25 protein-coding genes are annotated in these 24,496 nt (G+C 70.9%); 14 read left to right on the forward strand and 11 right to left on the reverse strand.

The annotated features are described in order from the left end of the window. Window positions 1-7: 7 nt before the first annotated feature. Window positions 8-388: a hypothetical protein gene (locus AB0N82_RS03400; protein ID WP_315994020.1), complete on the reverse strand. Its 381-nt coding sequence runs from the start codon at window positions 386-388 to the stop codon at window positions 8-10. Between the two features lie 260 nt (window positions 389-648). Here AB0N82_RS03400 and purL point away from each other — a divergent pair, with 260 nt between their 5' ends. The 3 genes from purL to AB0N82_RS03415 all read left to right on the forward strand — a co-directional run bounded on the left by purL (window position 649) and on the right by AB0N82_RS03415 (window position 3,680). After that, window positions 649-2,988, forward strand: coding sequence for a phosphoribosylformylglycinamidine synthase subunit PurL (gene purL / locus AB0N82_RS03405; protein WP_363388139.1), 2,340 nt, complete (start codon window positions 649-651; stop codon window positions 2,986-2,988). Window positions 2,989-3,085: 97 nt separating this feature from the next. Continuing rightward, on the forward strand, window positions 3,086-3,220 hold the full coding sequence (locus AB0N82_RS03410; RefSeq protein ID WP_363388142.1) for a hypothetical protein: 135 nt from the start codon (window positions 3,086-3,088) through the stop codon (window positions 3,218-3,220). A gap of 19 nt (window positions 3,221-3,239) precedes the next feature. Next, window positions 3,240-3,680, forward strand: coding sequence for a hypothetical protein (locus AB0N82_RS03415; RefSeq protein ID WP_363388145.1), 441 nt, complete (start codon window positions 3,240-3,242; stop codon window positions 3,678-3,680). 6 nt (window positions 3,681-3,686) lie between these two features. On the opposite strand, the gene AB0N82_RS03420 is transcribed toward AB0N82_RS03415, so the two are convergent. Together AB0N82_RS03420 and AB0N82_RS03425 are read right to left on the reverse strand one after the other, a co-directional pair. Continuing rightward, window positions 3,687-4,382, reverse strand: coding sequence for a TrkA family potassium uptake protein (locus AB0N82_RS03420; RefSeq protein WP_363388148.1), 696 nt, complete (start codon window positions 4,380-4,382; stop codon window positions 3,687-3,689). Then, the gene (locus AB0N82_RS03425) at window positions 4,375-5,745 is read right to left on the reverse strand and encodes a potassium transporter TrkG (protein ID WP_363388151.1); all 1,371 of its coding nucleotides are present in this window, start codon (window positions 5,743-5,745) and stop codon (window positions 4,375-4,377) included. The genes AB0N82_RS03420 and AB0N82_RS03425 overlap by 8 nt, the downstream gene beginning before the upstream one ends. A gap of 91 nt (window positions 5,746-5,836) precedes the next feature. On the opposite strand from AB0N82_RS03425, the gene AB0N82_RS03430 reads away from it, so the two are divergent. Further along, window positions 5,837-6,826, forward strand: a complete 990-nt coding sequence (locus AB0N82_RS03430; RefSeq protein ID WP_363388154.1) for a hypothetical protein — start codon at window positions 5,837-5,839, stop codon at window positions 6,824-6,826. Window positions 6,827-6,851: 25 nt separating this feature from the next. Beyond that, window positions 6,852-7,592, forward strand: a complete 741-nt coding sequence (locus AB0N82_RS03435) for a hypothetical protein (protein WP_363388156.1) — start codon at window positions 6,852-6,854, stop codon at window positions 7,590-7,592. A 62-nt stretch (window positions 7,593-7,654) separates the two neighbouring features. On the opposite strand, the gene AB0N82_RS03440 is transcribed toward AB0N82_RS03435, so the two are convergent. Further along, on the reverse strand, window positions 7,655-7,915 hold the full coding sequence (locus AB0N82_RS03440) for a DUF3253 domain-containing protein (RefSeq protein ID WP_315994028.1): 261 nt from the start codon (window positions 7,913-7,915) through the stop codon (window positions 7,655-7,657). A gap of 47 nt (window positions 7,916-7,962) precedes the next feature. Here AB0N82_RS03440 and AB0N82_RS03445 point away from each other — a divergent pair, with 47 nt between their 5' ends. Continuing rightward, window positions 7,963-8,694, forward strand: coding sequence for a DUF2071 domain-containing protein (locus AB0N82_RS03445; RefSeq protein WP_315994029.1), 732 nt, complete (start codon window positions 7,963-7,965; stop codon window positions 8,692-8,694). Window positions 8,695-8,766: 72 nt separating this feature from the next. Here AB0N82_RS03445 and AB0N82_RS03450 read toward each other — a convergent pair whose 3' ends face one another. The 4 genes from AB0N82_RS03450 to AB0N82_RS03465 all read right to left on the reverse strand — a co-directional run bounded on the left by AB0N82_RS03450 (window position 8,767) and on the right by AB0N82_RS03465 (window position 12,816). Beyond that, window positions 8,767-9,669, reverse strand: coding sequence for a glycine betaine ABC transporter substrate-binding protein (locus AB0N82_RS03450; protein ID WP_315994030.1), 903 nt, complete (start codon window positions 9,667-9,669; stop codon window positions 8,767-8,769). 123 nt (window positions 9,670-9,792) lie between these two features. Beyond that, entirely contained in the window at window positions 9,793-10,794 is a 1,002-nt protein-coding gene (locus AB0N82_RS03455) for a proline/glycine betaine ABC transporter permease (protein WP_363388161.1), read from the reverse strand. Then, window positions 10,794-12,128, reverse strand: a complete 1,335-nt coding sequence (locus tag AB0N82_RS03460) for a glycine betaine/L-proline ABC transporter ATP-binding protein (protein WP_315994032.1) — start codon at window positions 12,126-12,128, stop codon at window positions 10,794-10,796. Before AB0N82_RS03460 ends, AB0N82_RS03455 begins: the two co-directional genes overlap by 1 nt. Window positions 12,129-12,510: 382 nt before the next feature. Then, window positions 12,511-12,816: a chorismate mutase gene (locus AB0N82_RS03465; protein ID WP_315994033.1), complete on the reverse strand. Its 306-nt coding sequence runs from the start codon at window positions 12,814-12,816 to the stop codon at window positions 12,511-12,513. An 80-nt stretch (window positions 12,817-12,896) separates the two neighbouring features. Between AB0N82_RS03465 and AB0N82_RS03470 the strand changes: the two genes are divergently transcribed. Continuing rightward, window positions 12,897-14,021, forward strand: coding sequence for an AI-2E family transporter (locus tag AB0N82_RS03470; protein WP_315994034.1), 1,125 nt, complete (start codon window positions 12,897-12,899; stop codon window positions 14,019-14,021). A gap of 66 nt (window positions 14,022-14,087) precedes the next feature. On the opposite strand, the gene AB0N82_RS03475 is transcribed toward AB0N82_RS03470, so the two are convergent. Further along, a complete protein-coding gene (locus tag AB0N82_RS03475; protein WP_363388166.1) occupies window positions 14,088-15,287 on the reverse strand; it encodes a beta-propeller fold lactonase family protein in 1,200 nt (399 codons plus the stop codon). Further along, window positions 15,287-16,573 (reverse strand): adenylosuccinate synthase, encoded by a 1,287-nt coding sequence (locus tag AB0N82_RS03480; RefSeq protein WP_363388169.1) that lies wholly within the window; start codon window positions 16,571-16,573, stop codon window positions 15,287-15,289. The genes AB0N82_RS03475 and AB0N82_RS03480 overlap by 1 nt, the downstream gene beginning before the upstream one ends. 103 nt (window positions 16,574-16,676) lie before the next feature. Here AB0N82_RS03480 and AB0N82_RS03485 point away from each other — a divergent pair, with 103 nt between their 5' ends. The 4 genes from AB0N82_RS03485 to argG all read left to right on the forward strand — a co-directional run bounded on the left by AB0N82_RS03485 (window position 16,677) and on the right by argG (window position 20,660). Next, window positions 16,677-17,369 (forward strand): Pr6Pr family membrane protein, encoded by a 693-nt coding sequence (locus AB0N82_RS03485; RefSeq protein ID WP_363388172.1) that lies wholly within the window; start codon window positions 16,677-16,679, stop codon window positions 17,367-17,369. 71 nt (window positions 17,370-17,440) lie between these two features. Next, window positions 17,441-18,439 carry a glycoside hydrolase family 6 protein gene (locus AB0N82_RS03490; RefSeq protein ID WP_363388175.1) on the forward strand — a complete coding sequence of 333 codons (999 nt, stop codon included), beginning with the start codon at window positions 17,441-17,443 and terminating at the stop codon, window positions 18,437-18,439. 19 nt (window positions 18,440-18,458) lie between these two features. Next, the gene (locus AB0N82_RS03495) at window positions 18,459-19,136 is read left to right on the forward strand and encodes a peptidylprolyl isomerase (protein WP_363388178.1); all 678 of its coding nucleotides are present in this window, start codon (window positions 18,459-18,461) and stop codon (window positions 19,134-19,136) included. A gap of 81 nt (window positions 19,137-19,217) precedes the next feature. After that, on the forward strand, window positions 19,218-20,660 hold the full coding sequence (gene argG / locus AB0N82_RS03500) for an argininosuccinate synthase (protein WP_363388181.1): 1,443 nt from the start codon (window positions 19,218-19,220) through the stop codon (window positions 20,658-20,660). A 70-nt stretch (window positions 20,661-20,730) separates the two neighbouring features. Here argG and AB0N82_RS03505 read toward each other — a convergent pair whose 3' ends face one another. Continuing rightward, complete coding sequence (locus AB0N82_RS03505) at window positions 20,731-21,231, reverse strand: hypothetical protein (RefSeq protein ID WP_363388184.1); 501 nt, start codon at window positions 21,229-21,231, stop codon at window positions 20,731-20,733. A gap of 70 nt (window positions 21,232-21,301) precedes the next feature. Here AB0N82_RS03505 and AB0N82_RS03510 point away from each other — a divergent pair, with 70 nt between their 5' ends. The 3 genes from AB0N82_RS03510 to AB0N82_RS03520 are packed head-to-tail and all read left to right on the forward strand — an operon-like array spanning window position 21,302 to window position 24,452. Next, complete coding sequence (locus AB0N82_RS03510; RefSeq protein ID WP_315994042.1) at window positions 21,302-21,910, forward strand: helix-turn-helix domain-containing protein; 609 nt, start codon at window positions 21,302-21,304, stop codon at window positions 21,908-21,910. After that, window positions 21,910-22,518, forward strand: coding sequence for a hypothetical protein (locus tag AB0N82_RS03515; RefSeq protein ID WP_363388188.1), 609 nt, complete (start codon window positions 21,910-21,912; stop codon window positions 22,516-22,518). Before AB0N82_RS03510 ends, AB0N82_RS03515 begins: the two co-directional genes overlap by 1 nt. Next, window positions 22,515-24,452, forward strand: coding sequence for a YhgE/Pip domain-containing protein (locus AB0N82_RS03520; RefSeq protein WP_363388191.1), 1,938 nt, complete (start codon window positions 22,515-22,517; stop codon window positions 24,450-24,452). The genes AB0N82_RS03515 and AB0N82_RS03520 overlap by 4 nt, the downstream gene beginning before the upstream one ends. The last annotated feature ends 44 nt before the right edge of the window (window positions 24,453-24,496 follow it).

Raw genomic sequence — 24,496 nt, forward strand, 5'->3', positions numbered from 1 at the left:
GGCCGCGTCAGACGTCGGCGCTGACGAGCACGCCCTGCCGCTGCAGGTCGGCTTGCACGCGGGAGACGACGTCCTGATACGCCGTGTGCAGCTTCCGCTGCTCCAGACCGTCGTCGCTGCCGCCGGCCGGCTGGAAGATCGGGCGGTGCAGGTCGACGCGGACGGTGCCGTCCAGGTCGGTGAAGCGCACGTCGAGCACCTCGCGCACGTCGGCGTCGTTCGCGCGCAGACCGAGGAACATGGTCGTGGCGACGCTGCCGTGGGTCGCCTTCCAGTGGTCGCGCCCCTCGGTCACGGTGAAGCCGGCCGCCTCGAGCGCGGTCCGCGTGGCCTGCTGGGCGGCGGCGAGGTCGCCCGAGACGACGAGGTGGAAGTTCAGGATGGCCATGGGCGTGCGCCTTTCGCTCGGGTGCGGCCCAGCCTGTCGGTTCCGCCCTCCTCTGCACAACCTCGGTTCGCGCGGCTCGGTGCGGACGGGGGGGGGTGTGCGAATCGTCGCGCGGCGAGGGCGGCGGAACGGATGCCGTCCTCGACCCCTCCTCCCCGCAGCCTCCCCACCCGGAGAGGGGAGATGACCGCCCGGGCATGTCGGCCCGCCCAACTAGACTGGCTCCCGTCCGGCCCCTGCGATTCTTGGAGCTCAGCCGCGTGACCACCCCGAACCCCGCCGCCCGTACCGCCCTCGCCGATACGGTCGAGAACGCGATCGCCACGCCCGAGAAGGACCAGCCCTACGGCGCTCTGGGCCTCAAGAGCGATGAGTACGCGAAGATCCGCGAAATCCTGGGCCGCCGCCCCACCAGCGGCGAGCTGGCGATGTACTCGGTCATGTGGAGCGAGCACTGCTCCTACAAGTCGAGCAAGATCTACCTCCGTCAGTTCGGCCAGAAGGTCAGCGACGAGATGAAGACCCGCCTCATGGTGGGCATGGGCCAGAACGCCGGCGTCGTCGATGTCGGCGAAGGCTGGGCGGTGACCTTCAAGGTCGAGTCGCACAACCACCCGAGCTACATCGAGCCCTTCCAGGGCGCCGCGACCGGCGTCGGCGGCATCGTCCGCGACATCATCTCGATGGGCGCCCGTCCCGTCGCGGTCATGGACCAGCTGCGCTTCGGCGCGATCGACCACCCCGACACCCCCCGCGTCGTGCACGGCGTCACCAGCGGCATCTCGTTCTACGGTAACTGCCTGGGCCTGCCCAACATCGGCGGCGAGACGGTGTTCGACGCCGTCTACCAGGGCAACCCGCTCGTCAACGCCCTCGCGGTCGGCGTCATGCGCCACGAAGACATCAAGCTCGCCAACGCCACGGGCGTGGGCAACAAGGTCGTGCTGTTCGGCGCGCGCACGGGCGGCGACGGCATCGGCGGCGCGAGCATCCTGGCATCCGACACCTTCGCCGACGGCGGACCCACGAAGCGCCCCGCGGTCCAGGTCGGCGACCCGTTCGCCGAGAAGGTGCTCATCGAGTGCTGCCTCGAGCTTTACAAAGACGATCTGGTCGAGGCCATTCAGGACCTCGGAGCCGCGGGCATCTCGTGCGCCACGAGCGAGCTGGCCGCCAACGGCGACAGCGGCATGAAGGTCGAGCTGTCGAAGGTGCTGCTGCGCGACCCGTCGCTCACGCCCGAAGAGATCCTCATGTCGGAGTCGCAGGAGCGCATGATGGCGATCGTCGCGCCCGAGAAGCTCGACGCGTTCCTCGCCGTCGTCGGCAAATGGGACGTCGAGACGAGCGTGCTCGGCGAGGTCACCGGCGACGGACGCCTCGTCATCGACTGGTACGGCGAGCGCATCGTCGACGTCGACCCCTCGACCGTCGCGGTGGACGGCCCCGTCTACGAGCGCCCCGTCGCCTACCCGACGTGGATCGACGCGCTGCAGGCCGACTCCGCCGCATCCCTCCCCCGGGCGACGGATGCCGACGCCCTCCGCGAGCAGTTCACCACGCTGGTGGCGAGCCCCAACCTCGCCGACACCTCGTGGATCACGAACCAGTACGACTACTACGTGCTGGGCAACACCGCGCTGAGCTTCCCCGACGACGCCGGCATGATCCGCGTCGACGAGGAGACCGGCCTCGGCTTCGCCATCGCGACCGACTGCAACGGCCGCTACAACCAGCTCGACCCCTACAACGGCGCGAAGCTCGCCCTCGCCGAGGCGTACCGCAACGTCGCCGTCACCGGTGCCGTGCCCACCGCGGTCACCGACTGCCTCAACTTCGGCAGCCCCGAGAACCCCGAGGTCATGTGGCAGTTCAGCCAGGCCGTCGAGGGTCTGAGCGACGGCTGCCTCGAGCTCGGCATCCCGGTCACGGGCGGCAACGTATCGTTCTACAACCAGACCGGCGACCAGCCGATCCACCCGACCCCGGTGGTCGGCGTGCTCGGCATCATCGACGACGTCGCAGCCCGCATCCCGAGCGGTTGGCAGGATGCCGGCGAGAACCTCTACCTGCTCGGTGTCACCGCCGACGAGCTCGACGGTTCGCAGTGGGCCGGCACCATCCACGACCACCTCGGCGGTCGCCCGCCGAAGGTCGACCTCGCGCAGGAGCGCAAGCTCGCCGAACTGCTGCAGGCCGCGGGTTCGCAGTCGCTCGTCTCGAGCGCTCACGACCTGTCGTCGGGCGGCCTCGCGCAGGCCCTCGCCGAGGGCGTCATGCGCTTCGGCGTCGGCGCGCGCGTCTGGCTCACCGAGCTCATGGAGCGCGACGGACTGGATGCCACCGCCGCCCTGTTCAGCGAGTCGACCGGTCGCGTGCTGGTGAGCGTGCCGCGCGAGGAGGACGTGAAGTTCCGTGGGCTGTGCGACGGTCGCGGCTATCCGGTGCTGCGCATCGGCGTCACCGACATCGAGCCGGGCACCGAGGCATTCCTCGAGATCCAGGACGTGTTCACCGTCCCTCTCGCGGAACTGCGTCGCCTGTCGACCGAGACCCTTCCCGCGGTCTTCGGACCCACCGTCGCGGAGCCGGTGGCGTGAGCCGATCGCCGCGCGGGATTCGCACCCGCGCGGCATCGGCCGCCCCGCTCGACGCCGCCGACACACGGCACGGACCCCAGCCGAGAGGAGATGCGCGATGACCGACGACGACGACATGACCGTCTTCAGTGACAAGCGTCAGAGGCGCGTGAAGATCACCGCCTGGATCGTGATCGGTGCGCTCATCCTCACCGGCGGGGGCGCGACGGTGATCTCGCTCATTCTGGGCTGACGACGCGAGGCGGTTCCGCATGTCCCTGATCGACCCGACTCCTGAGACCGTCGCCGCGCTCGACGCCCTCTCCGATGCGGCACGCGCCCAGCCCTCCAGCTTCGCGGCGATGGATGCCCTCTGGCGCGCCGTCTACGCGCTGCCGCACTGGTCGTTCATCGCGCGCGGACCCGACGACGCCCCGTCGCCGTTCATCGGTCAGCTCGCGAACGGGCCGATGGTCTTCGCCTTCACCACGCGACAGCGCGCGCACGACGGAGCCCTCGCGAACGGACTCGACGAAGAGGCCGCCTCACGCGTGCTGAGCGTTCCGTTCCCCGGGGCGGTCGAGTGGCTCGCCGGGTTCGCGCAGCAGGGCGTCGTAGGCGTCGTGTTCGACATGCCCGCGCAGGGCTACACAGCCCCGCTGCAGAACCTCCTGCCGATGCAAGCGCATATCGCGAGCGCTCCTCCGGCCTGACGCGGGTCACGCCAGGGAGGCGAATCGCTCCGTCTTCTCTACCGGACCGATCACGATCAGCAGATCGCCCTCTCCGACGATGGATGCCGCGCCCGCAGCGTGCCACTGCCCGTCGGCCTGCCGGATCTTGACGATCGTCACACCGTGGCGCCGGCGCACGGCCGCCTGCTCGAGGGTCTGACCGACGAGCTCGCGCGGGGCCACGGTCTTCGCGACGACGAGGTCGCGGTCGAATTCGACGTAATCGAGCATCGACCCCCGCACGAGGTGCGCGACGCGGCGGCCCATGTCGGCCTCGGGGTAGACGACGTGCTCGATTCCGAGCTGCTCGAGGATGAGCCCGTGCTGCTCGTTGATCGCCTTCGCCCAGATCGAGCGGGTGCCCATGCGCTTCAACAGCGACGTCGTCAGGATGCTCGCTTGGATGTCCGATCCGATCCCGACGACGACGCGGTCGAACTCGGCGATCCCGAGCTGCTCCAGGGCCGCCTGCTTCGTCGAGTCGGCCCGCACGACGTGCGTGAGCACGCCGTTGAGCGACTGGACGATGTCTTCGTCGGTGTCGACGCCGAGCACCTCGCTGCCGCTGCGCGCGAGTTCGGTGGCGAGCGCCCCGCCGAAGCGCCCGAGACCGATCACCGCGATCGACGTCGCCGCGCTCCCGCGCATCCGGCGCCGGCTGAAGAACGTGTTGCTATCCAATGATCGGACGCTCCTTCGGGAGTTCGTACATGCGCTTCTCCCGCGTCAGCGCCAGGGCGGCGCCGAGCAGGACGGGACCGAGTCGTCCGATGAACATCAGCACGATGAGGATCAGCTGGGCCAGCGTCGGCAGATCCGCCGTGATGCCGGTCGAGAGGCCGACGGTGGCGAACGCCGAGATGACCTCGAAGAAGACCCGGTCGAAGCCGAACGGGCTCAGCACCATGATCGCCAGGGTCGATCCGACCACGAGAGCGACCGAGAGCAGTGCGACCGTGAGCGCCTCGCGGTGAGTCGATCGGGGAAGACGTTTGCCGAACATGTTGACCGCGGTGTCGCCACGCAGTTCAGCCAGCACGATGAACAGCAGCACCGCGAATGTCGTGATCTTCACGCCTCCGGCCGTACCGGCGGGGCCGCCGCCGATGAACATGAGGATGTCGGTGACGAACCAGCTCTCGGGGAACATCTGCGACACGTCGATCGAGTTGAAGCCGGCGGTGCGCGGCATCACCGACATCGTGAACCCGGCGAGCAGACGGCCGGCAGGATCCATCGCCCCCAGGGTCGCCGGATTCGACCATTCCAACGCCGTGAGGACGACCGTCCCCGCGACCAGCAGCACGGCGCTTCCGACGAGCACGGTGACGGTGTTGAGCGTCCATCGCCGGGGGAAGCGGTACTGACGCCAGAGCTCCATGATGACCGGAAAACCAAGGCCGCCGAGGATGATGGCCGCGCAGATCGGCAGGCAGATCAGCGGGTCGGTCGCGAACGACATGAGACTGTCGCTGAAGAGCGCGAAGCCCGCGTTGTTGAACGACGACACCGCGTGGAACACGCCCAGCCAGAGGGAGTGCCCGAAGGACTCGCCGTAGCCGAGCCAGAAGCGTCCGGTGAGCACCAGCGCCACCACGGCCTCGGTGATCAGGGCGATCAGGGCTACCCCGAGGAGCACGCGGCGCACATCGCCGACCGCGACGGTGTGCGTCTCGCTCACGGCCGTGAGGCGGGTGCGCAGCCCGAGTCGTCGCGCGACGAGCAGACCGAGCAGCGTCGCGAGCGACATGACGCCGAATCCGCCGATCTGTATGAGCACCATGATCACGACCTGGCCGAACGGCGACCAGAAGGTCGGGGTGTCGACGATGATGTGCCCCGTCACGCACACGGCACTCGTCGCGGTGAAGAGTGCCTCCATGAAGGTGGCCGGCCGCCCCTGAGTCGCGATGGGCAGCGAGAGCAGCGCCGTGCCGATGGCGAGGACTCCCCCGAACGCGAGGGCGATGGCCCGGCCGGGTGTGAGGGAGACGCGCCTCCGGGCTGACCCTGCGAAGAGGGCCGCGCGCGTTCGCCGAGTCACCGGCCTACGATCTCACATCCCGCGGCTCACCCCGTGCGCATTCCGGCCCACCGCCCAGCCCGCTGTCGGGAGCCCGGCATAGCATGGGCATGTGGAACCGCTGTTGGTCTTTCTGGCCGAGTGGTGGTGGATCGGCCCCGCGGCGGCCGGTGCGGGCACCGTCGGCTGGATCGGCGTGCGTCGATCCCGACACCGCGCGCTGCTGGCCGGAGCGACGACCACCGGCGATCGCGCCGCTCGCGCGTGGGCGTCACGCCCCCTGGGCAAGGCGGCGGCGCGGCGCCTCGAACTCGACGCGGCTCTGCTCGATCTGCAGACCGCGCGGCACGCCGTCACCCGCGGACGCGCCGACGTCAAGGTCGCCGACGCCGAGGTGGTGCGCGCTCAGGCCGAGCGGGCGGCATCCCGTGTCTCGTCCGACGTCGTCTCCGCCGCACGCGGACGCCTCACCGACGCGCAACGCGACCTGCGCGCCGCGCTGGCCGAGGTGCGCGCCCGCCGCGCGGGGGTGAGGGCCGCGAAAGCGATGCTCCCCGCGATCCGCGCGGGCAGCGCCCCTCTGCCGGTGGCGCGCTTGCTCTCGGAGCACGACGCGATCCTGGCGCGCTGGATGGCCTACGAGACGGACCCCGGTCTCACGATCGACTACCCGCAGATGAGCGACTCGCGCTCCCCGCTCCTCGCGGACTTCCTGCGCGCGCACGAGAGGGCGCAGTGGCTGCGGCCCGCGTCGGTGCAGACGCGCCTGGAGCCCGCCGACTACCTCGCCTACCGCGATGCCGTGCGCCGCACCGCGCACGCGTTCGACCGCGCCGAGCGCGCAGCCCGCCAGGGTGCGGACCAGCCCGGCGTGGAGGGCTCCGATGCGTGGAGCCGCGTGGCATCCGATCTGGCCGAGACCGCCCAGCGCGCCCTCGCCCGGTCCATGGAGTCGATGGGCCGCGCCGCCGCCCGCAGCTGGGAGGAGCGCGGCGCCCGACGCGCTCAGAAGCGGACCCCGGATGCCGCGGGCCCCCGGCCGCAGAACGGTCCCGTCTGGCCGCCTCCCGCACGCGATCGGCCGCGACCTCCGGCATCCTGATGACGGCGAAGCCGGGCGGCGTAGCATGGCGCAGGTGCAGGACTTCTGGAACTTCGCCGGCCACTACTGGTGGCTCGTCTTCCCCCTCTTCGGAATGACGATGGGGGCGGTCAACGCGAGGGTGAAGCACCGCGAGGTCACCGCCCGCCGCCGCCACAAAGAGCAGCTGGAGCTGCTGCGGGCGAAGGGTCTGGCCGCGGGGGGCGAGCCTCCTGCCGCGCTCGCCCCGGCGACCGACGACGCCCGCGCCCGTCTCACGTCCGCGCACGACGCGGTCACCCATCGCTGGCTCGAATACGAGCTCGACGCCACCAAACTCATCTCCTACCCCGCGATGAGCGATGGCCGACAGCCGCTGACGGCGGCGTTCCTGCGCGCGAAGAAGGTCGCCGACAATCTGCGACCGGCCGCCGACGAGACGCTCTCGCCCGAGCGCCTGCGCGAATACCGCGAGGCCGTCACCGACTACGAGGTCGCGTTCGACGTCGCCGAGCGCGAGGCGCGCCGCGTCAAGGATGCGGCGTTCACCGCCGACGAACGCAAGCGCCTCGACACGGCCAAGCAGCTGCTCACCGTCGCGACCGATCAGGCGGCGACGTCGAACGAGCGTCAGCTCGCGTACAAGCGCGTGCGCGAGGAGCTCGACGGCCTCATCTGGCTGAGCGACGAGGCGGTCGACGAGCTCGAGAAGAAGGTCGCGCTCGAGCTCCCCCGCGGCTCCACGCAGCCGCGTCCCTCGACGACCCCGCCCGAGCCCGCGGTCTGAGGCGCGCTCCGCCGCAGCGCGCGGCCCGCGCCGAACCCCGCGGATTCCGCGGCGCCTTCTCGTCAGCCTGTGCGACGAATGCGCACGGGACCCCGCGCGGTGGTCACATCGACGACCTCGCCCTTCTGCGTGACCTCGACCTCGCCCAGGTCGACCAACTCTCGCGCGGCGTCGCGCGCCGGCTGCATGAGGTCGCGCCACTTCTCGCCGCCGACCGCGCGGGCGGCCTCAGACGGACAGATCGTCTTGCCGGCATCCCTCGCCGCGAGGAGTTCGCGAATGGATGCCACGAGCCGAGGATCCGCACCAGACGACGGGGTCATCTGTCCAGTCTCCCTCCGCTGCGGGGAGTCGGGGCCAGAATGACCCGGTGATCACCGAGCGCCACGCCCCCGACCTCCCCGGTCGCGCCGTCATCGCCCAGCGGTGGAACCGCGCGGTCTTCGTGCACTGGCGGATCGACCCGGGGGAGGTCGCGCCGCTCCTGCCGCCCGGAACCCGTCCCGACATGCACGACGGGTCGGCCTGGGTGGGGCTCGTGCCGTTCGTGCTGAGCGAGTTCCGCTTCCTGCCCCTGCCCCCGGTGCCCTTCGTGGGCACCTTCACCGAGATCAACGTCCGCACCTACGCCGTCGACGACGCCGGGCGTCGCGGCGTGGTCTTCCGCACGCTCGAGGCGGAGCATCTCGCGCCGGTCCTCGCGGCTCGGGCCCTCTTCGGCCTGCCCTACCGCTGGGCGCGCGCCGGCGTGCGCACCGAGGGCGAGCGCATCGAGTACCGCTCGCGACGCCACGGGGGCCGGCAGCCGGGCACGCGGATCCGGGCCCGGCTGGGCACGGAGACGGTCGACGACGACCTCTCGCGCTTCCTGACCGCGCGCTGGGGCTTCCACGAGCGCCACCTGGGCCGCACGATCTGGGCCGCGAACAGCCACGAGCCGTGGCCCCTCGTCACCGCCGAGCTCGAGGCGATCGACGACGAGCTCGTGGCGGATGCCGGTTTCCCGCAGCTGGCGGGACGCGCCCCCGACTCGGTGCTCGCGATGCCCGCCGGCCACCCCGGCTTCATCACGCGCTTCACCGCGGCCCGCGCCATCGCCTGACGGCGCCACGGCCCGGAACGCCGGACGGCCCCCTTCACCCGAGAGCGAAGGGGGCCGTCACTGCGCGCGGGGTCAGTCGCGCTGCGTCGAGAACGCGTCGGGGTTCTGCTCGAGCCACGCGTCGATCGCGTCGGCTTCCTTGCCCTCGCCGTACTCGTTGACGACGAGGTCCTCCAGCGAGCCGTACTGCGCGTCGTCGAGCTGGATGCCGGCGATGAGCTCAGCGGCATCCGGGTAGGTCGAGGCGAAGCCGCTGGTGCCGAGGAAGTGCAGCGCCTCGGGGTCGCCCATCAGGCCCTGGGGGTCTTCGAGGTCTTTCACGTCGTAGGCGTCGTTCGCCCAGAAGGGGCGCCACAGCGTGACGGCGATGTCCTTCTGCGCGGCGATGGCGTTGTCGAGCTCGGTGAGCATCGCCGCGGTCGACGAGGTCACGAGCTCGAGGCCGTCGAGGCCGTACCCGGGCATGGCGACTTCCTGCGTCTGCTTGGTCAGACCCGCGCCGGGCTCGATGCCGTAGATCTTGCCGTCGAAACGCGCGGCGTTCGCCTGGAGCTGGTCGATCGAGTCGATGTCGACGTAGCTCGGCACCGCGATCGTGAGCTTGGCGTCGTCGTAGTAGGCGCCCAGGTCTTCGATCGAGTCGCCGTACGTCTTCATGTAGTCGGCGTGCGTGAGCTCCGGCCAGGCCGAGGGGTAGATGTCGACGTCGCCCTGGGCGAGGCCGGCGTAGAGCGGTCCCGCCTCGGTGAGCGTCTGCATCTCGACGGTGTAGCCGAGCTTGCCGAGCTGGTCCTCGAGCAGGTACGCCGTGCTCAGGCCGTCGGTCCACGAGGGGAGGAAGCCGAGCGTGATGGTGCCCTTGTCGCCACCGTCGCCCGAGCCGCCTTCGGCCTGGTTGCCGCTCGCGCAGCCGGCGAGCGCGAGCGCCGCCACGCTGCCGAGGGCGAGGGTTGCGGTGAGGTGTCGTGTCTTCATTGCTGTGTTCTCTTCCTTTTCGTATGTGATTTCCGTAGGCCCCCGCGCGAGGTGCCAGGATTCGTCGCTTCAGCACGTGCCGAGGCGATGAATGTTGGCGACTCACGCGAAGGGGAGGGAGGGTCAGCGGCCCGTCGAGATCGGCGCGCGGCGCGGAGACGCTTCCGCGCGCTCGGCCTCGCGTGCGGCATCCGCCGAGGTGTCGACGGGCCCGGCCGCGGGGGCGCCGGCCGTGGCCGCCGCCGTGGAGCGGGCGGCACGACGACGCGCGAGCATTCCGAGCAGCGAGCCGGTGTTGTCGGCGCGATTGCCGAAAGCCGCGGTGAGGCGGTCGAGGTAGACCGCGAGGATGACGACGCTGAGGCCCGCCTCGACACCCTTGGGCAGATTGACGGTCGAGATCGACTGCACGACCTCCTTGCCGAGGCCGTCGGCGCCGACGATGCCGGCCACCACCGCCATCGACAGCGCGAGCATGATGACCTGGTTGACGCCGGCCATGATCGTGGGCGTCGCCAACGGCAGCTGGATGCCGCGCAGGATCTGCCACGGGGTGGCACCGAACGCCTGACCCGCCTCGACCGTTTCCGAGTCCACCCCGCGGATGCCGAGCTCGGTCAGTCGCACGCCCGGGGGCAGCGCGAAGATGACGGTCGAGACGACACCGGGCACGACGCCGATGCTGAAGAACGTGATCGCGGGGATGAGGTAGACGAAGGCGGGCATCGTCTGCATGAAGTCGAGGATCGGCTTCAGCACGGCACGCACGGTGCTGTTGCGCGCCGACCAGATGCCGAGCGGCACCGAGATCGCGACGGCGACGATCGTCGCGATGAGCACGAGCGCGAGGGTCTGCATCGCGGTGACCCACTGCCCCATCGCGAGGATGAGGGCGAAGCCCACCACGGTGCCGAGCGCGAGCTTCCACGAGCGCAGCAGCCAGGCCAGGAGCGCAGCGACCACGATGACGACCACGATGGGCGCCGACAGCAGCACGTCGCTGAGCCCGCCGACGAGGAATCGCACGGTCACGGCGATGACGTCGAACAGGCCCGAGAGGTTGTCGCGCAGCCAGTCCACGGCGGAGTCGACCCACGAGCCGACGGGGATGCGGAACCCGTCCATCAGCGCACCCCCTCGGTCTCGGAGGCGACGACCGGCGCGTCGAGCACCGCGTCGATCTCAGCGGAGGGCAGGGGCTGGGGCAGCACGGTGATCTCCTCGGTGGAGCTGGGCCCGGGTCCGAGCGCGGCCAGCAGGGTCACGCGCGGGATGACACCGGTCAGGCGACCGTCGGCATCGAGCACGGCGAGCGGCAGGGGCGACTCGACCGACGGCACGAAGAGGTTCATGAGCACGTCGTCCTCGCGCACCGCCTGGGGCAGGGGCTTGAGCCGGCTGAGCAGGGAATTCTCCCCGGCCCGCACGAGCTTCATGGCATCCCGATCGGTGATGATGCCGAGCGGCTTGCGGTCGCGGTCGGTGACGTAGACGGCCGACATGTAGGCGTCGCGCATCTGGCGCAGGGCCGTCCGGGGACCGGCCGAGGCGTCGACGCGCGGACGCGGACGTTCCATCACGTTGCCGGCGGTGAGCACGCGAGCGCGGTCGACATCCTGCACGAACTGCTCGACGTAGTCGTTCGCCGGGTCGGTGAGGATGTCCTCCGGGGTGCCGATCTGCACGATGCGCCCGTCGCGCATCACGGCGATGCGGTCGCCCAGGAACATCGCCTCGTTGAGGTCGTGGGTGATGAAGACGATGGTCTTCTTCAGCGTCCGCTGCAACTCGATGAGCTGCTCCTGCATCTCGCGGCGGATGAGCGGGTCGAGCGCGCTGAACGCCTCGTCCATCAGCAGGATGTCGGTGTCGGCGGCGAGCGCCCGGGCGATGCCGACGCGCTGCTGCATCCCGCCCGACAGCGCCGAGGGGAGCTTCTCGCCCCAGCCCTCGAGGCCGACGAGGCCGAGGATCTCGTTCGCCTTCGCGAGGCGCTCGGCCTTGCCGACGCCGCGGAGTTCCAGGGGGTAGGCGACGTTGGCCGCGACCGTGCGGTGCGGGAGGAGCGCGAAGTGCTGGAAGACCATCGCGAGGCGATCGCGCCGCAGAGAGCGCAAGCGGGCGGGACCGACACCGGTGAGGGCGTCGCCCTTCACCTCGACGGTGCCGGCGGTCGCCTCGTGCAGGCCGTTCAGCATGCGGATGATCGTCGACTTGCCCGAGCCCGAGAGGCCCATGATGACGAAGATCTCGCCGGGGCGGACGTCGAAGCTCGCGTCGATGACGGCGGCCGTTCCGTGGTCGGCGATCTCGTCGCGCGTCGAACCCGCGCGGAGTTTGTCGACGGCGGCCTGCGGGGCACGGCCGAAGACCTTGAAGAGATTCTTGGCGGCGAGGGCGGGTGTCTCGCTCGCGGGTGCGGACGGAGCGGGCTCCGTCGAAGCAGGCGGATGTGTCACTGGTGCACCTCAGCGGCCTTCGGGTGGCCGCATAGGTCACGCCCGGGTGGCAGCCGTCGGCGCTCTCCGGGGGTGGAGCACGTCGACACCGGACATCGGGTCCGGAGTCCTGGCCGCCGACCGTACGCTCGCGGCATCCCCTCCCCCGAGAAGACACCGACGACCGCGGACTGGTCGGGTGAACGGCCCCTCAAGGGCCTCACCCAACGTTTCACGGTGATGGATCGGCTGGCAAATCGCCCCGCGCCTTGCGGAACCGGATGCCGTGTGGCACGCGCGCGCGCCTGGCCCGACCTCCCGCACGAGGGAGGGATCCATGCACGCGCATGTCACCCCGGGCGTGTCGCAGCGCCCTTGCACCAGGGGGCGGGATGTGCCGAGGTCAGTCGTCCTGCGGCTCGGCCGCGGCCGTGCGGTGGTGGCGGATGACCTCCGCCACGACGAAGTTGAACCACTTCTCCGCGAAGGCCGGATCGAGGTCGGCGTCCTCGGCCAGACGCATCAGCCGCGCGATCTGCTGCTCCTCGCGGGTGGGATCGGATGCCGGCATCCCGTGCTTCGCCTTGAGCACCCCGACCTGCTTGGTGCAGCGGAAGCGCTCGGCCAGCAGGAAGATCAGCGCGGCGTCGATGTTGTCGATGCTGCCGCGCAGCCCTTGAAGGATCGTCGAGGGATCGGCGTCGGTCATGAGTCCTCCCACATCGCTCCGACCCTACCGCGCCGAGCCGTGGGCCGCCGTCGGCGGGAGCCGAGTCCTACAGTGTGACCATGAGCCGATCGACGCGCCCCGACCCGACCGCCGTAGGCGCCGACGCCGGGGCCGCCACGTCGCGCGACAAGCCCGTGTGGTCGGCGATCTCCCGCCCCTACGCGGCGGGGTTCTTCCTCACCCTCGGCGGGCTCACCGCCTTCCTGCTGGCGCTCGCGCTCGGCAAGCTCTCGACGGTGCTCATCTACATCGCGATCGCGCTCTTCGTCGCCCTCGCCCTCGACCCCCTCGTGCGCATGCTCGTGCGCCGCGGACTGTCGCGGGCCTGGGGCATCGTGATCGTCTTCGGCGGCCTCGCCCTCGTGCTCGCCGGGGCGTTGTGGCTGCTCATCCCGCCGGTCGTGCGTCAGGTCGAGCAATTCGTCGGGGACATCCCCTCGTTCGTCAACGACGTCATCGACAGCGACGCGGTGCGGTGGGTGGAGCAGAACTTCGGCGACAGCCTCGGCGATGTGTTGAAAGAGGTGCAGGGCTTCGTCACCAACCCCGCCAACATCGCCGCCATCGGCGGGGGGCTGCTGCAGGTGGGCATCAGCATCGGCGAGTTCATCTCGGGCGCGATCATCGTGCTCGTGCTGAGCCTGTATTTCCTGGCATCCCTGCCGAAGATGAAGAACAGCCTCGTGCGCCTCACCCCCGCGCGCAGCCGCGAGACGGTCTCCGACATGACCGGCCAGATCACCGACTCCGTCGGCGGCTACCTCGCCGGCATGGTCGTGCTCGCGCTGTGCAACGCGGTGTTCGCGTTCATCGTGCTGACGATCCTGCAGCAGCCGTTCGCCGCACTGCTCGCGGCCCTGGCATTCGGCATCACGCTGATCCCCCTCGTCGGGTCGGTGCTGTTCTGGGCCACCGCGACGCTGTTCACGTTGATCGTCAGCCCGACCGCGGGACTCATCTTCGCCATCGTGTACCTCGTCTACATGCAGATCGAGGCATACATCCTCACGCCGCGCGTCATGAACCGCACGATCTCGGTCCCCGGCGCGCTGGTGGTCATCGGCGCGCTCGTCGGCGGCACGCTCCTCGGTCTGCTCGGGGCGCTGGTGGCGATCCCCGTCACGGCGTCGGTGCTGCTGATCATCAAGCAGATCGTCATCCCGCGACAGGATGCCAAGAAGTAGCGTCGGCTGCTTCGCCGCGGCGTGCGGACGGCTCGTCGTCGCCGCGGGCCGACGTGCCCGTGCCGCTCAGCGCATCGCGAGTAGACGCGTCGGGGACGCCGACACGGTGCGATGCCGCACCCGGCCGGGCACGCCCGTGCGCGCGTCGAGCGGGAGCGACACGATCTCGTCGGCGAGCTGACCGGCGACGAGCAGCGTGTCGTCGACCACAAGATGGTGCCGCGGCCAGTGCGTGCCCGTCTCGGCGAGCGCGGTGAGCTGCAGGGCCTCCCCCGCGCCGCGGACCGTGAGGACGCCGACCGTGTCGCTTCCGCGCACGCCGGCGTGCAGCGTCGCCCCGTCGCGACTCATGCTCAGCTCCGCAGCAGTGTCGGTGTCGAGGGTGCCGAGCAGCGGTTCGCCGGAGCGTACGTGCCAGCGGCCCCCGCGGTCGGGGGCGAGCGCGAACACCTCCCGGCTGAGCTCGGTGACGACGTAGAAGTGCCCCGACGGATGCCACACGCCGTGCCGCGGCCCGCTGCCCTTCGGCAGGACGACCTCCTGCACGAGACGGAGTCCGGAGGGCGCGTTGCGCCACAGGCGCACGAGGTCGAGTCCCATGTCGGTCGTCGCGACCAGGCCGCCGGGGAGGAACGTGGCCTGGTGGGCGCGCGAGACGCGCGCGCCCGCCGCCGCCTCCTCCGACTCGGCGTCGGTCTCGGGAACGTCGTCGTACGCGGGCACGAGGTGCGCGTACTCGTCGCCGGCGGCATCTCGCAGAGCGCGGGCCGCGGCGGCGAGGTCGGGGACGACGGCGCCCGACACCCGCGTGCCGGTGGACACCGTGCCCTCCTCCGGTGACGAGCCGTACGGGTCGGCCGCCTCCGCGGCGATCACCGGCCGGGAGGGGCGGCCGGCGGCATCCAGGTCCATGCGCACCACGCGTCCGTCGCCCCAGCAGCTCGCGACGAGGGACGTCGCGTCGGGCGCCACGGCCACGTGACACACGGCCTCACCCGCCTCGATCGGCGCGCCGATGGGGGCCAGCCGCGTGTCGGACACGCGGCGGTAGGCCTGCACGACGCCGTCGCACTCCAGGGCGGCGTACAGCAGGTCGCCCGAGGGGTGCGGCGCGATCCACGAGGGCGATCCCGGCGCGGCGACGGCCGTGCCGACCATGCCGAGAGGACCACTCGCCCCGGGAGCATCGGACTCTCCGGCCTGCAGGATGCCGATCCCCTCAGCGGAGCCGGCATCCGCGGCGTAGGCACCGACCCAGAGGCGCATCAGTCGATGAGGTCGTGGCGCACGATCACCTGGTCGCGGGCGGGACCCACGCCGATGACCGAGATGCGGGTGCCGCTCATCTTCTCGAGGGCGAGCACGTAGTCCTGGGCGGTCTGCGGCAGGTCGTCGAACGTGCGCGCCGACGAGATGTCCTCGCTCCAGCCGGGGTAGTACTCGAGGATCGGCTTCGCGTGGTGGAAGTCGGTCTGGTTGACCGGAAGGTCGTCGAACCGCTCTCCGTCGACGTCGTACGCGACGCACACGGGGATCTGGTCGAGCCCCCCGAGGATGTCGAGCTTGGTCAGCACGAGGTCGGTGATGCCGTTGATGCGCGTGGCGTAGCGCGTGATGGGCGCGTCGTACCAGCCCACGCGGCGCGGGCGGCCGGTCGTGGTGCCGAACTCGAAGCCGCGCGAGCGCAGCCAGTCACCGCTCTCGTCGAACAGCTCGGTCGGGAACGGACCCGACCCGACGCGCGTCGTGTACGCCTTCACGATGCCCACGATGCGGTCGAGGCGGTTCGGACCGACCCCCGAGCCGGTCGCGGCGCCGCCGGCGGTCGCCGACGACGAGGTCACGAACGGGTAGGTGCCGTGGTCGACGTCGAGCATGGTGGCCTGGCCGCCCTCGAAGACGACGACGTCGCCGGCCTCGAGCGCGTCGTTGAGCAGCAGCGAGGTGTCGGCGACCATGGGACGCACGCGGTCGGCGTAGGCCAGCAGGTCGTCGACGATCTCGTCGGCCGTGATCGACCGGCGGTTGAAGATCTTCACCAGCAGGTGGTTCTTCTGATCGAGCGCGCCCTCGACCTTCTGGCGCAGGATGTTCTCGTCGAAGAGGTCTTGCACGCGGATGCCGACGCGGTTGATCTTGTCGGCGTAAGCCGGGCCGATCCCGCGCCCGGTGGTGCCGATCATGCGCTTGCCGAGGAAGCGCTCGGTGACCTTGTCGAGCGTGCGGTGGTACTGCGTGATGATGTGCGCGTTGGCGCTGATCTTGAGCCGGCTGGTGTCGAGACCGCGCGCGTTGAGCGCCTCGAGTTCGTTGAAGAGCACCTCGAGGTCGACCACGACGCCGTTGCCGATCACCGGGGTCACCCCGGGAGACAGGATGCCGCTGGGCAGGAGGTGCAGCGCGTACTTCTCGTCGCCGATGACGACGGTGTGGCCGGCGTTGTTGCCGCCGTTGAACTTCACCACCCAGTCGGTGCGCTCACCGAGCAGATCGGTGGCCTTGCCCTTGCCCTCGTCGCCCCACTGGACGCCGACGATCACGATTCCGGGCATGAGTGCTCCTCGCATGTTGTCCGGCGGTACACCCCATCCTACCGAGAGGGTGCGGCACGCCCGCAGCCTGTCGTCGTGAGCGCCGTCTCACTAGCCTGAGCCCATGACGAGAACGAATGGGTGGGCCACCGGCTGGAACATCGCCCGGGCCGTCGCGGCCGCGGCCATCATCACCGCGGTCGTGGCGCAGTTCGTCTCGACCGTCGCGGGGGCCGTCGACACCGGACGCGACGTCGTCACCACCGTGGCGAACTTCTTCAGCTTCTTCACGATCCTCTCGAACGTGTCGGCGGCGATCGTGCTGCTTCTGCTCGCCGCACGGTTCCTCCGACGGCGGAGCCTCGAGGCCGATCCGCCCGCCCTCGCGACCGCGCTGGCGTGGGTGTCGACCTACATGATCGTCACCGGCATCGTCTACAACCTGCTGCTGCGCGGTCTCCCCCTCCAGCCCGAGACCGTCGGCTGGTCGAACGAGATCCTGCACGTGTGGGGTCCGCTGTTCCTGCTCCTCGACGTGCTCCTCGGGGCGGGTCGCCGACGCCTCGGATGGGGCGCGGCCCTCGGCGCCGCGATCTTCCCGATCGCCTGGATCGTCTACACTCTGGTGCGCGCGCCCCTCATCACCAACCCCACGACGGGGGCACCCTTCTGGTACCCCTACCCGTTCCTCAACCCGAACGAGGGCGGCGGCTGGGGCAGCGTGGTCGTCTACATCGTCATCATCGCGGTCGTGATCGTCGGGCTCGCCTTCGGCGTCGTGGCGATCGGCCGTGCGCGGGGTCGGCGCGCAATCTGACCCGAACGGGGCGCTTTCCCGGCGCAACCGGGCATAATGACTCGTCCCGTCCCTCGACGAAAGCCCGCCGGATGCCGCCGCGTCGCACGTTCCGCACGATCGCCCTCCTCGCGGGCACCCTCGTGGCCCTGATCGCGCCGTTCGCGGTCGCCGGGCCGGCAACCGGCGAGAGCCCCCGTGCGACGCCTCGCGTGGCGACCGCCAACCCGTTGGCATCCGGGCCCGCCTTTCCGACGTACTCGACGGCCGCCGAAGCGCAGAAGGCGGCCGCCGCGGCCGGTCGCACGGAGGTCGCGAAGCAGATCGGCGTCATCGCGCGTCAGCCCACGGCGGTCTGGCTGGGCGAGTGGTACGACCGCTCGGCCCTCGTGCGGGTGCTGCAGGCCGAGACCCGCGCCGCCGCGCAGCAGAAGAAGACGGCCGTCTTCGTGCTCTACGCCATCCCGGCCCGCGACTGCGGCCTGCACTCCGGCGGCGGCCTCGACCCCGCTGCGTATCGCGAGTGGGTCGCCCTCATCGCGCAGACGCTGCGCGGGACCCGCGCGGTCACGATCGTCGAGCCCGACGCCCTCGCGATGCTCGGCGACTGCGCCGGGCAGGGCGATCGCACCGGCCTCATCCGCGACGCCGTCCGTACGCTCGCCTCGGCGGGGGTGGCCTCGTACATCGACGCGGGCAACTCCGGATGGATCCCGGCCGAGACGATGGCCGCACGATTGCGCGACGCCGGCGTCGCCGACGCCCGCGGGTTCGCCACCAACGTCTCGAACTTCTACACGACGGCATCCGAGCAGAAATACGCGGAGCGCGTGCGCGCCCTCCTCGGCGGCAAGACGCGGTACGTCATCGACACCTCGCGCAACGGCCGTGGGTGGACCGGCGACTGGTGCAACCCCTCCGGTGTCGGTCTCGGCAGCACGCCCCGCGCCGTCAGCGGCAGCGGCGGGCTCGACGCCCTGCTGTGGGTCAAGCGCCCGGGCGAGAGCGACGGCACCTGCAACGGGGGCCCTTCGGCGGGGAGCTGGTTCGAGAAGGCCGCGCTCGACCTGGTGACCTCGCGCAAGAGCTGAGCGCCCTACCCTGGGACGCGTGCGTACGCGACTGATGTCCGCGGCCCTGGCCGCCTCCGCCCTGCTCCTGCTCGCCGGCTGCTCCGGCGGCACCTCGGACGAGGCCGCTCCCGCTTCGAGCGCCTCCGCGGCGAGCGCCGGCAGCGCCGAGTGCTCCTACCCCGCCTCCGGGCAGCCCGCCGTCGACGTGACCCCGCCCGCCGCGGGCACCGACCGACCCGCCGGTGACGTCGAGGCGGTGCTGAAGACCTCGGCGGGAGACATCCCCCTCACCCTCACCGGCGACCGCACCCCGTGCACCGTCGAGAGCTTCGTCTCGCTCGCGCAGCAGCAGTACTTCTCGAACACCGAATGCCACCGCCTCACGACCTCGGGCATCTTCGTGCTGCAGTGCGGCGACCCCACCGGCACCGGTCGCGGTGGTCCCGGCTACCGATTCGCCGACGAGCTCGACGGCGCCGAGAAGTACCCGGCGGGCACGGTCGCGATGGCCAACGCCGGCCCCGGGACCAACGGCTCCCAGTTCTTCCTCGTCTACGAGGACACGACGCTGGATCCGAACTTCACCGTGTTCGGCACGATGTCGCCCGAGGGTCTCGCGGTCGTCCAGGGGATCGCGGCAGCCGGCGCGGAGGGCGGCGCCCGCGATGGGCGTCCGGCCACCCCCGTCACGATCACCGACGTCGTGGTCGGCTGAGGCTCCTCCCCAGGCAGCTCGCCGGCCGCACTCCTCCACCGGAGTCGGGCTGCGGCATCCCTCCGCCCTAGAATCGAGGGCATGTCCAAGGTCCTGCAGTCCCTTCCCGTCGGCGAGCGCGTCGGCATCGCCTTCTCGGGTGGTCTCGACACCTCCGTGGCCGTCGCGTGGATGCGCGACAAGGGCGCGGTTCCCTGCACCTACACGGGCGACCTCGGGCAGTACGACGAAGACGACATCGCCTCGATCCCCGGCCGCGCGACGCAGTACGGCGCCGAGGTCTCGCGCCTGGTCGACTGCAAGACGGCGCTGGTCGAAGAGGGCTTCGTCGCGCTCGCCTGCGGCGCGTTCCACATCCGCTCGGGCGGCCGCACCTACTTCAACACCACACCCCTGGGTCGTGCCGTCACCGGCACGCTGCTCGTGCGCGCCATGAAAGAAGACGGCGTCGACATCTGGGGCGACGGCTCCACCTACAAGGGCAACGACATCGAGCGGTTCTACCGCTACGGCCTGCTCGCCAACCCCGCCCTGCGCATCTACAAGCCCTGGCTCGACGCGGACTTCGTCACCGAGCTGGGCGGCCGCAAAGAGATGAGCGAGTGGCTCGTCGCGCATGACTTCCCCTACCGCGACAGCGCCGAGAAGGCCTACTCGACGGATGCCAACATCTGGGGCGCCACGCACGAGGCCAAGACCCTCGAGCACCTCGACGTCTCGCTCGAGATCGTCGAGCCGATCATGGGCGTGCGCTTCTGGGACCCCGCGGTCGAGATCGAGACCGAGGACGTCACCGTCGCCTTCGAGGCAGGTCGTCCGGTCGCGATCAACGGCACGCGCTTCGACGACCCGGTCGCCCTGGTGCGCGAGGCGAACACGATCGGCGGACGCCACGGCCTCGGCATGAGCGACCAGATCGAGAACCGCATCATCGAGGCCAAGTCGCGCGGCATCTACGAGGCCCCGGGCATGGCGCTGCTGTTCCTGACCTACGAGCGCCTCGTCAACAGCATCCTGAACGAAGACACCCTGGCCACCTACCACGAGCAGGGTCGTCGCCTCGGTCGCCTCATGTACGAGGGCCGCTGGCTCGAGCCGCAGTCGCTCATGCTCCGCGAGTCGATCCAGAAGTGGGTCGGATCGACCATCACCGGCTCGGTCACGGTGCGCCTGCGCCGCGGCGAGGACTACACGATCCTCGACACCGTGGCATCCGGCATGTCGTACTCGCCCGAGAAGCTGTCGATGGAGCGCGTCGGCGACGCCGCGTTCGGTCCGGTCGACCGCATCGGTCAGCTCACCATGCGCAACCTCGACATCGCCGACTCGCGCGCCCGTCTCGAGCAGTACGCCTCGCTCGGCCTCATCGGCGGCCCGACCGGCGAGCTCGTCGGCGATGTCGCCGCGGGCGGCGCGCAGGAGATCATCGAGCCCGCCGCTCCCCTCTCTGCCGCCGGCGAGCGCCTGGCCGAGGCGACGGATGCCGCGGGCGAGTCCGCCGCGTTCGACGCCGGCACCGACTGAGGCAGTCACGCACGAGAGCCCGCGGCGCCTGGCGTCGCGGGCTCTCGTGCGTTCTCGACGGCCTGCTCTTCTAGAGGACGCCGCAGGCGGTGAAGACAGTGATCGAGACGTTTCCCTCGGGGCCCTCCGGGGCTTGGAGGAGATCTGACCCGGCGTCATCGCGGATGAGTGTCCACGGCATCTGTGCGATCACGCTCCTGCCCGGCGTCATTTCCACGTCTCCGGGCGCGCCCGTCGTCACCGAGGCATCTGTGGCGTACGCATCCCGGAGTCCCGCGATCGTCGAGGCGGGGGCGGTGGCTTCGAAGACGCGATTCCCGTGCCAGCGACCGATTCCCGCTTCTTCCCCCGCGCAGTCCTCGACGTCGACGTCGACGGGTTGATCGAAGCGGATCTCGCCGAACGCGGCAACCAGATCATCGCTGGTCTCGCGAGCGTCGATACGCAGCTCACTCATCGATTTCGTGAACGTCGGCGTCGCGGCGTCGGTCGGGGCATCCGCCGTGCACCCGGCGAGACTCGTCGCGACGAGGGGAACGGTCAGCAGACAGAGGAGGCGGGATCGGCGCACCGCTCGATCCTTCAGAGGGCGGCGAAACTAAGTTGCACACCACTGTGCACTTTAGGCGTACACTCGACGCGTGAGCATCCCCACCCGCCGCGACGCCGTCGAGAACCGCGCCGGCATCCTCGATGCGGCCACCGCCGCCATCGGGCACGACCCCCGCGCCTCGATCGACACGATCGCCCGCCGCGCCGGCCTGTCGCGCCGCGCCCTCTACGGCCACTTCGACGACCGCAACGCCATCGTGCGCGAGGTCATCGCCGCCGGTGCCGCGCGCTTCAACGCCATCGCCGACGACGTCGACGACGCGGATTCCCGCGTCGCGCTCGCCCGCCTGGCATCCGAGCTCTGGCGCGAAGCCGCCCACGTGCAGGCCGCCGCGGCCCTCGCGCTCGACGACGCGCACCTGCCCGAGACCTCGGCGGCCCTGGCTCCGCTGCGCCGCCGCATCGACGCGATCGTGCGCCGGGGTCAGGAGGCGGAAGAGCTGCGCACCGACCTCCCCGCGCCCACCCTGGCGCGCCTGCTCGAAGAGACCGGCCGCATGGTGGTCTCCCGGGTGGATGCCGAGTCCTCGACCGCCCGCTCCATCGCGGTGTGCGCCGTGCTGGGCATGGCCGGCCTGTCGTGGACCGAGGCGCGCGGCATCCTCGCGCAGCACCCCGAGCTGGAGGCGCAGGCCTGATGAGAATCGTCGTCGACGCCGTCGCCAAAGGACGCAGTGCCCTGCCCGAGACCTCGACGGCCTACGAGACCGGCGCGGCCTCCCTCGTCGTCGCCGAGACCGAGCAGCGGCCCACGGTGCTGGGCCTCGTGGCATCCGGTCGCATGAAGGTCGACGCCGGCACCGTCTTGATCGACGGTCGCGCCGACCGCGGGGCGATCCGCCGTCGCGTCGCGCTCGTCGACGCACCGGTCGTGTCGGAGCCCGAGCCGAACGTCACCGTCACCGGTGTCGTCGCCGAGGAGCTGATGTTCGCCGGGCGCGCGCCGACGCCGTTCGCCGCGGCGCGCTGGCTCGAGCAGATCGGGCTCGAGGCGATAGCCGGACTGCCCATCGGCAACATCGATCCCGCCGTACGCGTGCGGCTGCTGCTCGAGCTCGCCGCCCTGCGTGCGGACGTCGAGGGTCTGGTGCTCGTCGCACCCGACCGCCACGGTGGCGAGCCTCTCGGGTGGTGGCGCATCGCGCGGGAATTCGCCGAACGCGGCTACGCCGTGCTCGTGATCGCGGGCAGCGCTTCGCGCACCGCGATCGATTCGTTCGACGAGGCCGAGGAGGCCACGCGGTGAAGATCCCCCAGATGATCGCGGCCGAGCTGCGCCGCCTCACGTCCACGCGCATGTCGGTGCTGGCGCTGGTCGCGCTGCTGGCGGTCCCGATCCTCTACGGCGGCCTCTACCTGTGGGCGAATCAGGACCCCTACGGCAACCTGTCCGAGGTCCCCGTGGCCCTCGTGGTCGATGACCAGGGCGCCGACGTCAACGGCGAGCAGCGCAACCTCGGCGACGAGGCGGCCGAGCAGCTGCTGGACGACGGCACGTTCGAGTGGCACCGGGTCTCGTCGGATCAGGCCGACGCCGGCCTGCAGGCCGGCGACTTCGACTTCGTCGTGACCCTGCCGACCGACTTCACCGATGCCGTGGCCTCGCTCTCGACGAACACCCCGCGCCAGGCCGACATCGAGCTGCGCACGAACGACGCGAACAACTACCTCGCCTCCACCATCGGCACGCAAGCGGTCGCCAAGATCCAGACCTCCGTCGCGCAGAAGGTGATCGACGAGGCCGGGGGGACCCTGCTCGACGCCCTGCACACCATCCGCGTGAAGCTCGTGGATGCCACCAACGGGGCGACCCAGCTCGTCGACGGTCTCGGCACGGCGAAAGACGGTTCGTCGCAGCTCGCGGGCGGGTCGACGACCCTCGCCGACGGATCGGCGCAGCTGGCCGATGGCACGGCCCAGCTCTCGGCGGGAGCGGGTCAGCTTCGCGACGGCACCGCGCAGCTGCGTGACGGATCGGCGCGCGTCGCCGACGGGGCGGCGCAGGTCGCCGACGGCGTGGACCGCATCGACGCGGCTGCGCGGCAGGTCGGCTCGATCGCCGGCGACGCCGCGGCGCAACTCCCCCAGGCACGCGCCGACATCGCCACGGCCCTCGCGAACGCCGGTCTCGACCAGGCGCGCATCGACGAGATCCTGTCGCGCCTCGACCCCGTGGGCGAACGTCTCACATCGGCGAACGATCGCGTGCAGAGCACGGTCGACCAGATCAATCAGCTCGACGACGGCGCCCGCCAGGTCGCCGACGGCAGCGCCTCGGTGGCGTCCGGCGCGGCGAACGCGGCCGACGGGGCGTCGGCCCTCGCCGACGGCGCCGCCTCGGCGGCATCCGGTGCCGTGCAGCTGCGCGACGGATCCGCCCAGCTGCGCGATGGCGCGGCCCAGCTCGACAGCGGCATCGGCCAGCTCTCCGACGGCGCGACCCAGCTGCGCGACGGTCTCTCGGCGGGCGTCGATCAGATCCCCGACTCCGACGACGCCACGCGGGCGGCCCAGGCCGCGGCCATCAGTGATCCCGTCGCCGTCGGCACGAGCTCGGTCACGAAAGCGCAGAACTACGGTGCGGGCCTCGCGCCCTTCTTCGCCGCCTTGGCCGGCTGGATCGGCATCTACGCGCTGTTCCTCATCGTCAAGCCCGTCTCCAAGCGCGCCATCACGGCCCTGCGCTCCCCCGTGCGGGTGACCCTCGCGGGATGGCTCACGCCGGCGGGCCTCGGTGCCCTGCAGATGGTGGGGCTGTTCACGGTGCTCGCGATCGCCCTGCAGTTCTCGTTCGCGAATCCGTGGGCCGCCCTCGGCATCCTGCTCTTCGCCTCGGCGACGTATGCGGCGATCGTGCTGGCGCTGAACGTGTGGCTCGGCTCGGTGGGGCAGTTCCTCGGCCTCGTGCTGATGGTCCTGCAGCTCGTCACCGCGGGCGGGACGTTCCCGTGGCAGACGCTCCCCGCTCCCCTGGCGGCGCTGCACCACGTGCTGCCGATGGGGTACGTCGTGGATGCGATGCGCCAGGTCATGTACGGCGGAGACGTCTCGCGGGTCGGCCCCGACCTGCTCGTGCTCGGGGCGTGGATGGTCGGCGGCGTGCTGCTCGCGGCGATCGGCGTGACCCGCATGACGCACCACCGCACCTTGCGCGACCTGCAGCCGAGCCTGATCGGCTGACGCGCCCTCCGCACCCCGCGCGAGTCGCCAGAATCTGTCGCTTC

Source organism: Microbacterium sp. NPDC089186 (assembly GCF_040685115.1).
Classification (GTDB): Bacteria; Actinomycetota; Actinomycetes; order Actinomycetales; family Microbacteriaceae; genus Microbacterium; species Microbacterium galbum.

Coding starts and splice junctions, on each gene's coding strand:
- AB0N82_RS03450 (WP_315994030.1), bottom strand. CDS start 9,669: ATGAAGACACGACACCTCACCGCAACCCTCGCCCTCGGCAGCGTGGCG.
- AB0N82_RS03415 (WP_363388145.1), top strand. CDS start 3,240: ATGTCCCTGATCGACCCGACTCCTGAGACCGTCGCCGCGCTCGACGCC.
- AB0N82_RS03410 (WP_363388142.1), top strand. CDS start 3,086: ATGACCGACGACGACGACATGACCGTCTTCAGTGACAAGCGTCAGAGG.
- AB0N82_RS03475 (WP_363388166.1), bottom strand. CDS start 15,287: ATGCGCCTCTGGGTCGGTGCCTACGCCGCGGATGCCGGCTCCGCTGAG.
- AB0N82_RS03490 (WP_363388175.1), top strand. CDS start 17,441: ATGCCGCCGCGTCGCACGTTCCGCACGATCGCCCTCCTCGCGGGCACC.
- AB0N82_RS03480 (WP_363388169.1), bottom strand. CDS start 16,573: ATGCCCGGAATCGTGATCGTCGGCGTCCAGTGGGGCGACGAGGGCAAG.
- argG (WP_363388181.1), top strand. CDS start 19,218: ATGTCCAAGGTCCTGCAGTCCCTTCCCGTCGGCGAGCGCGTCGGCATC.
- AB0N82_RS03440 (WP_315994028.1), bottom strand. CDS start 7,915: ATGACCCCGTCGTCTGGTGCGGATCCTCGGCTCGTGGCATCCATTCGC.
- AB0N82_RS03465 (WP_315994033.1), bottom strand. CDS start 12,816: ATGACCGACGCCGATCCCTCGACGATCCTTCAAGGGCTGCGCGGCAGC.
- AB0N82_RS03470 (WP_315994034.1), top strand. CDS start 12,897: ATGAGCCGATCGACGCGCCCCGACCCGACCGCCGTAGGCGCCGACGCC.
- AB0N82_RS03455 (WP_363388161.1), bottom strand. CDS start 10,794: ATGGACGGGTTCCGCATCCCCGTCGGCTCGTGGGTCGACTCCGCCGTG.
- AB0N82_RS03515 (WP_363388188.1), top strand. CDS start 21,910: ATGAGAATCGTCGTCGACGCCGTCGCCAAAGGACGCAGTGCCCTGCCC.
- AB0N82_RS03400 (WP_315994020.1), bottom strand. CDS start 388: ATGGCCATCCTGAACTTCCACCTCGTCGTCTCGGGCGACCTCGCCGCC.
- AB0N82_RS03435 (WP_363388156.1), top strand. CDS start 6,852: ATGGCGCAGGTGCAGGACTTCTGGAACTTCGCCGGCCACTACTGGTGG.
- AB0N82_RS03485 (WP_363388172.1), top strand. CDS start 16,677: ATGACGAGAACGAATGGGTGGGCCACCGGCTGGAACATCGCCCGGGCC.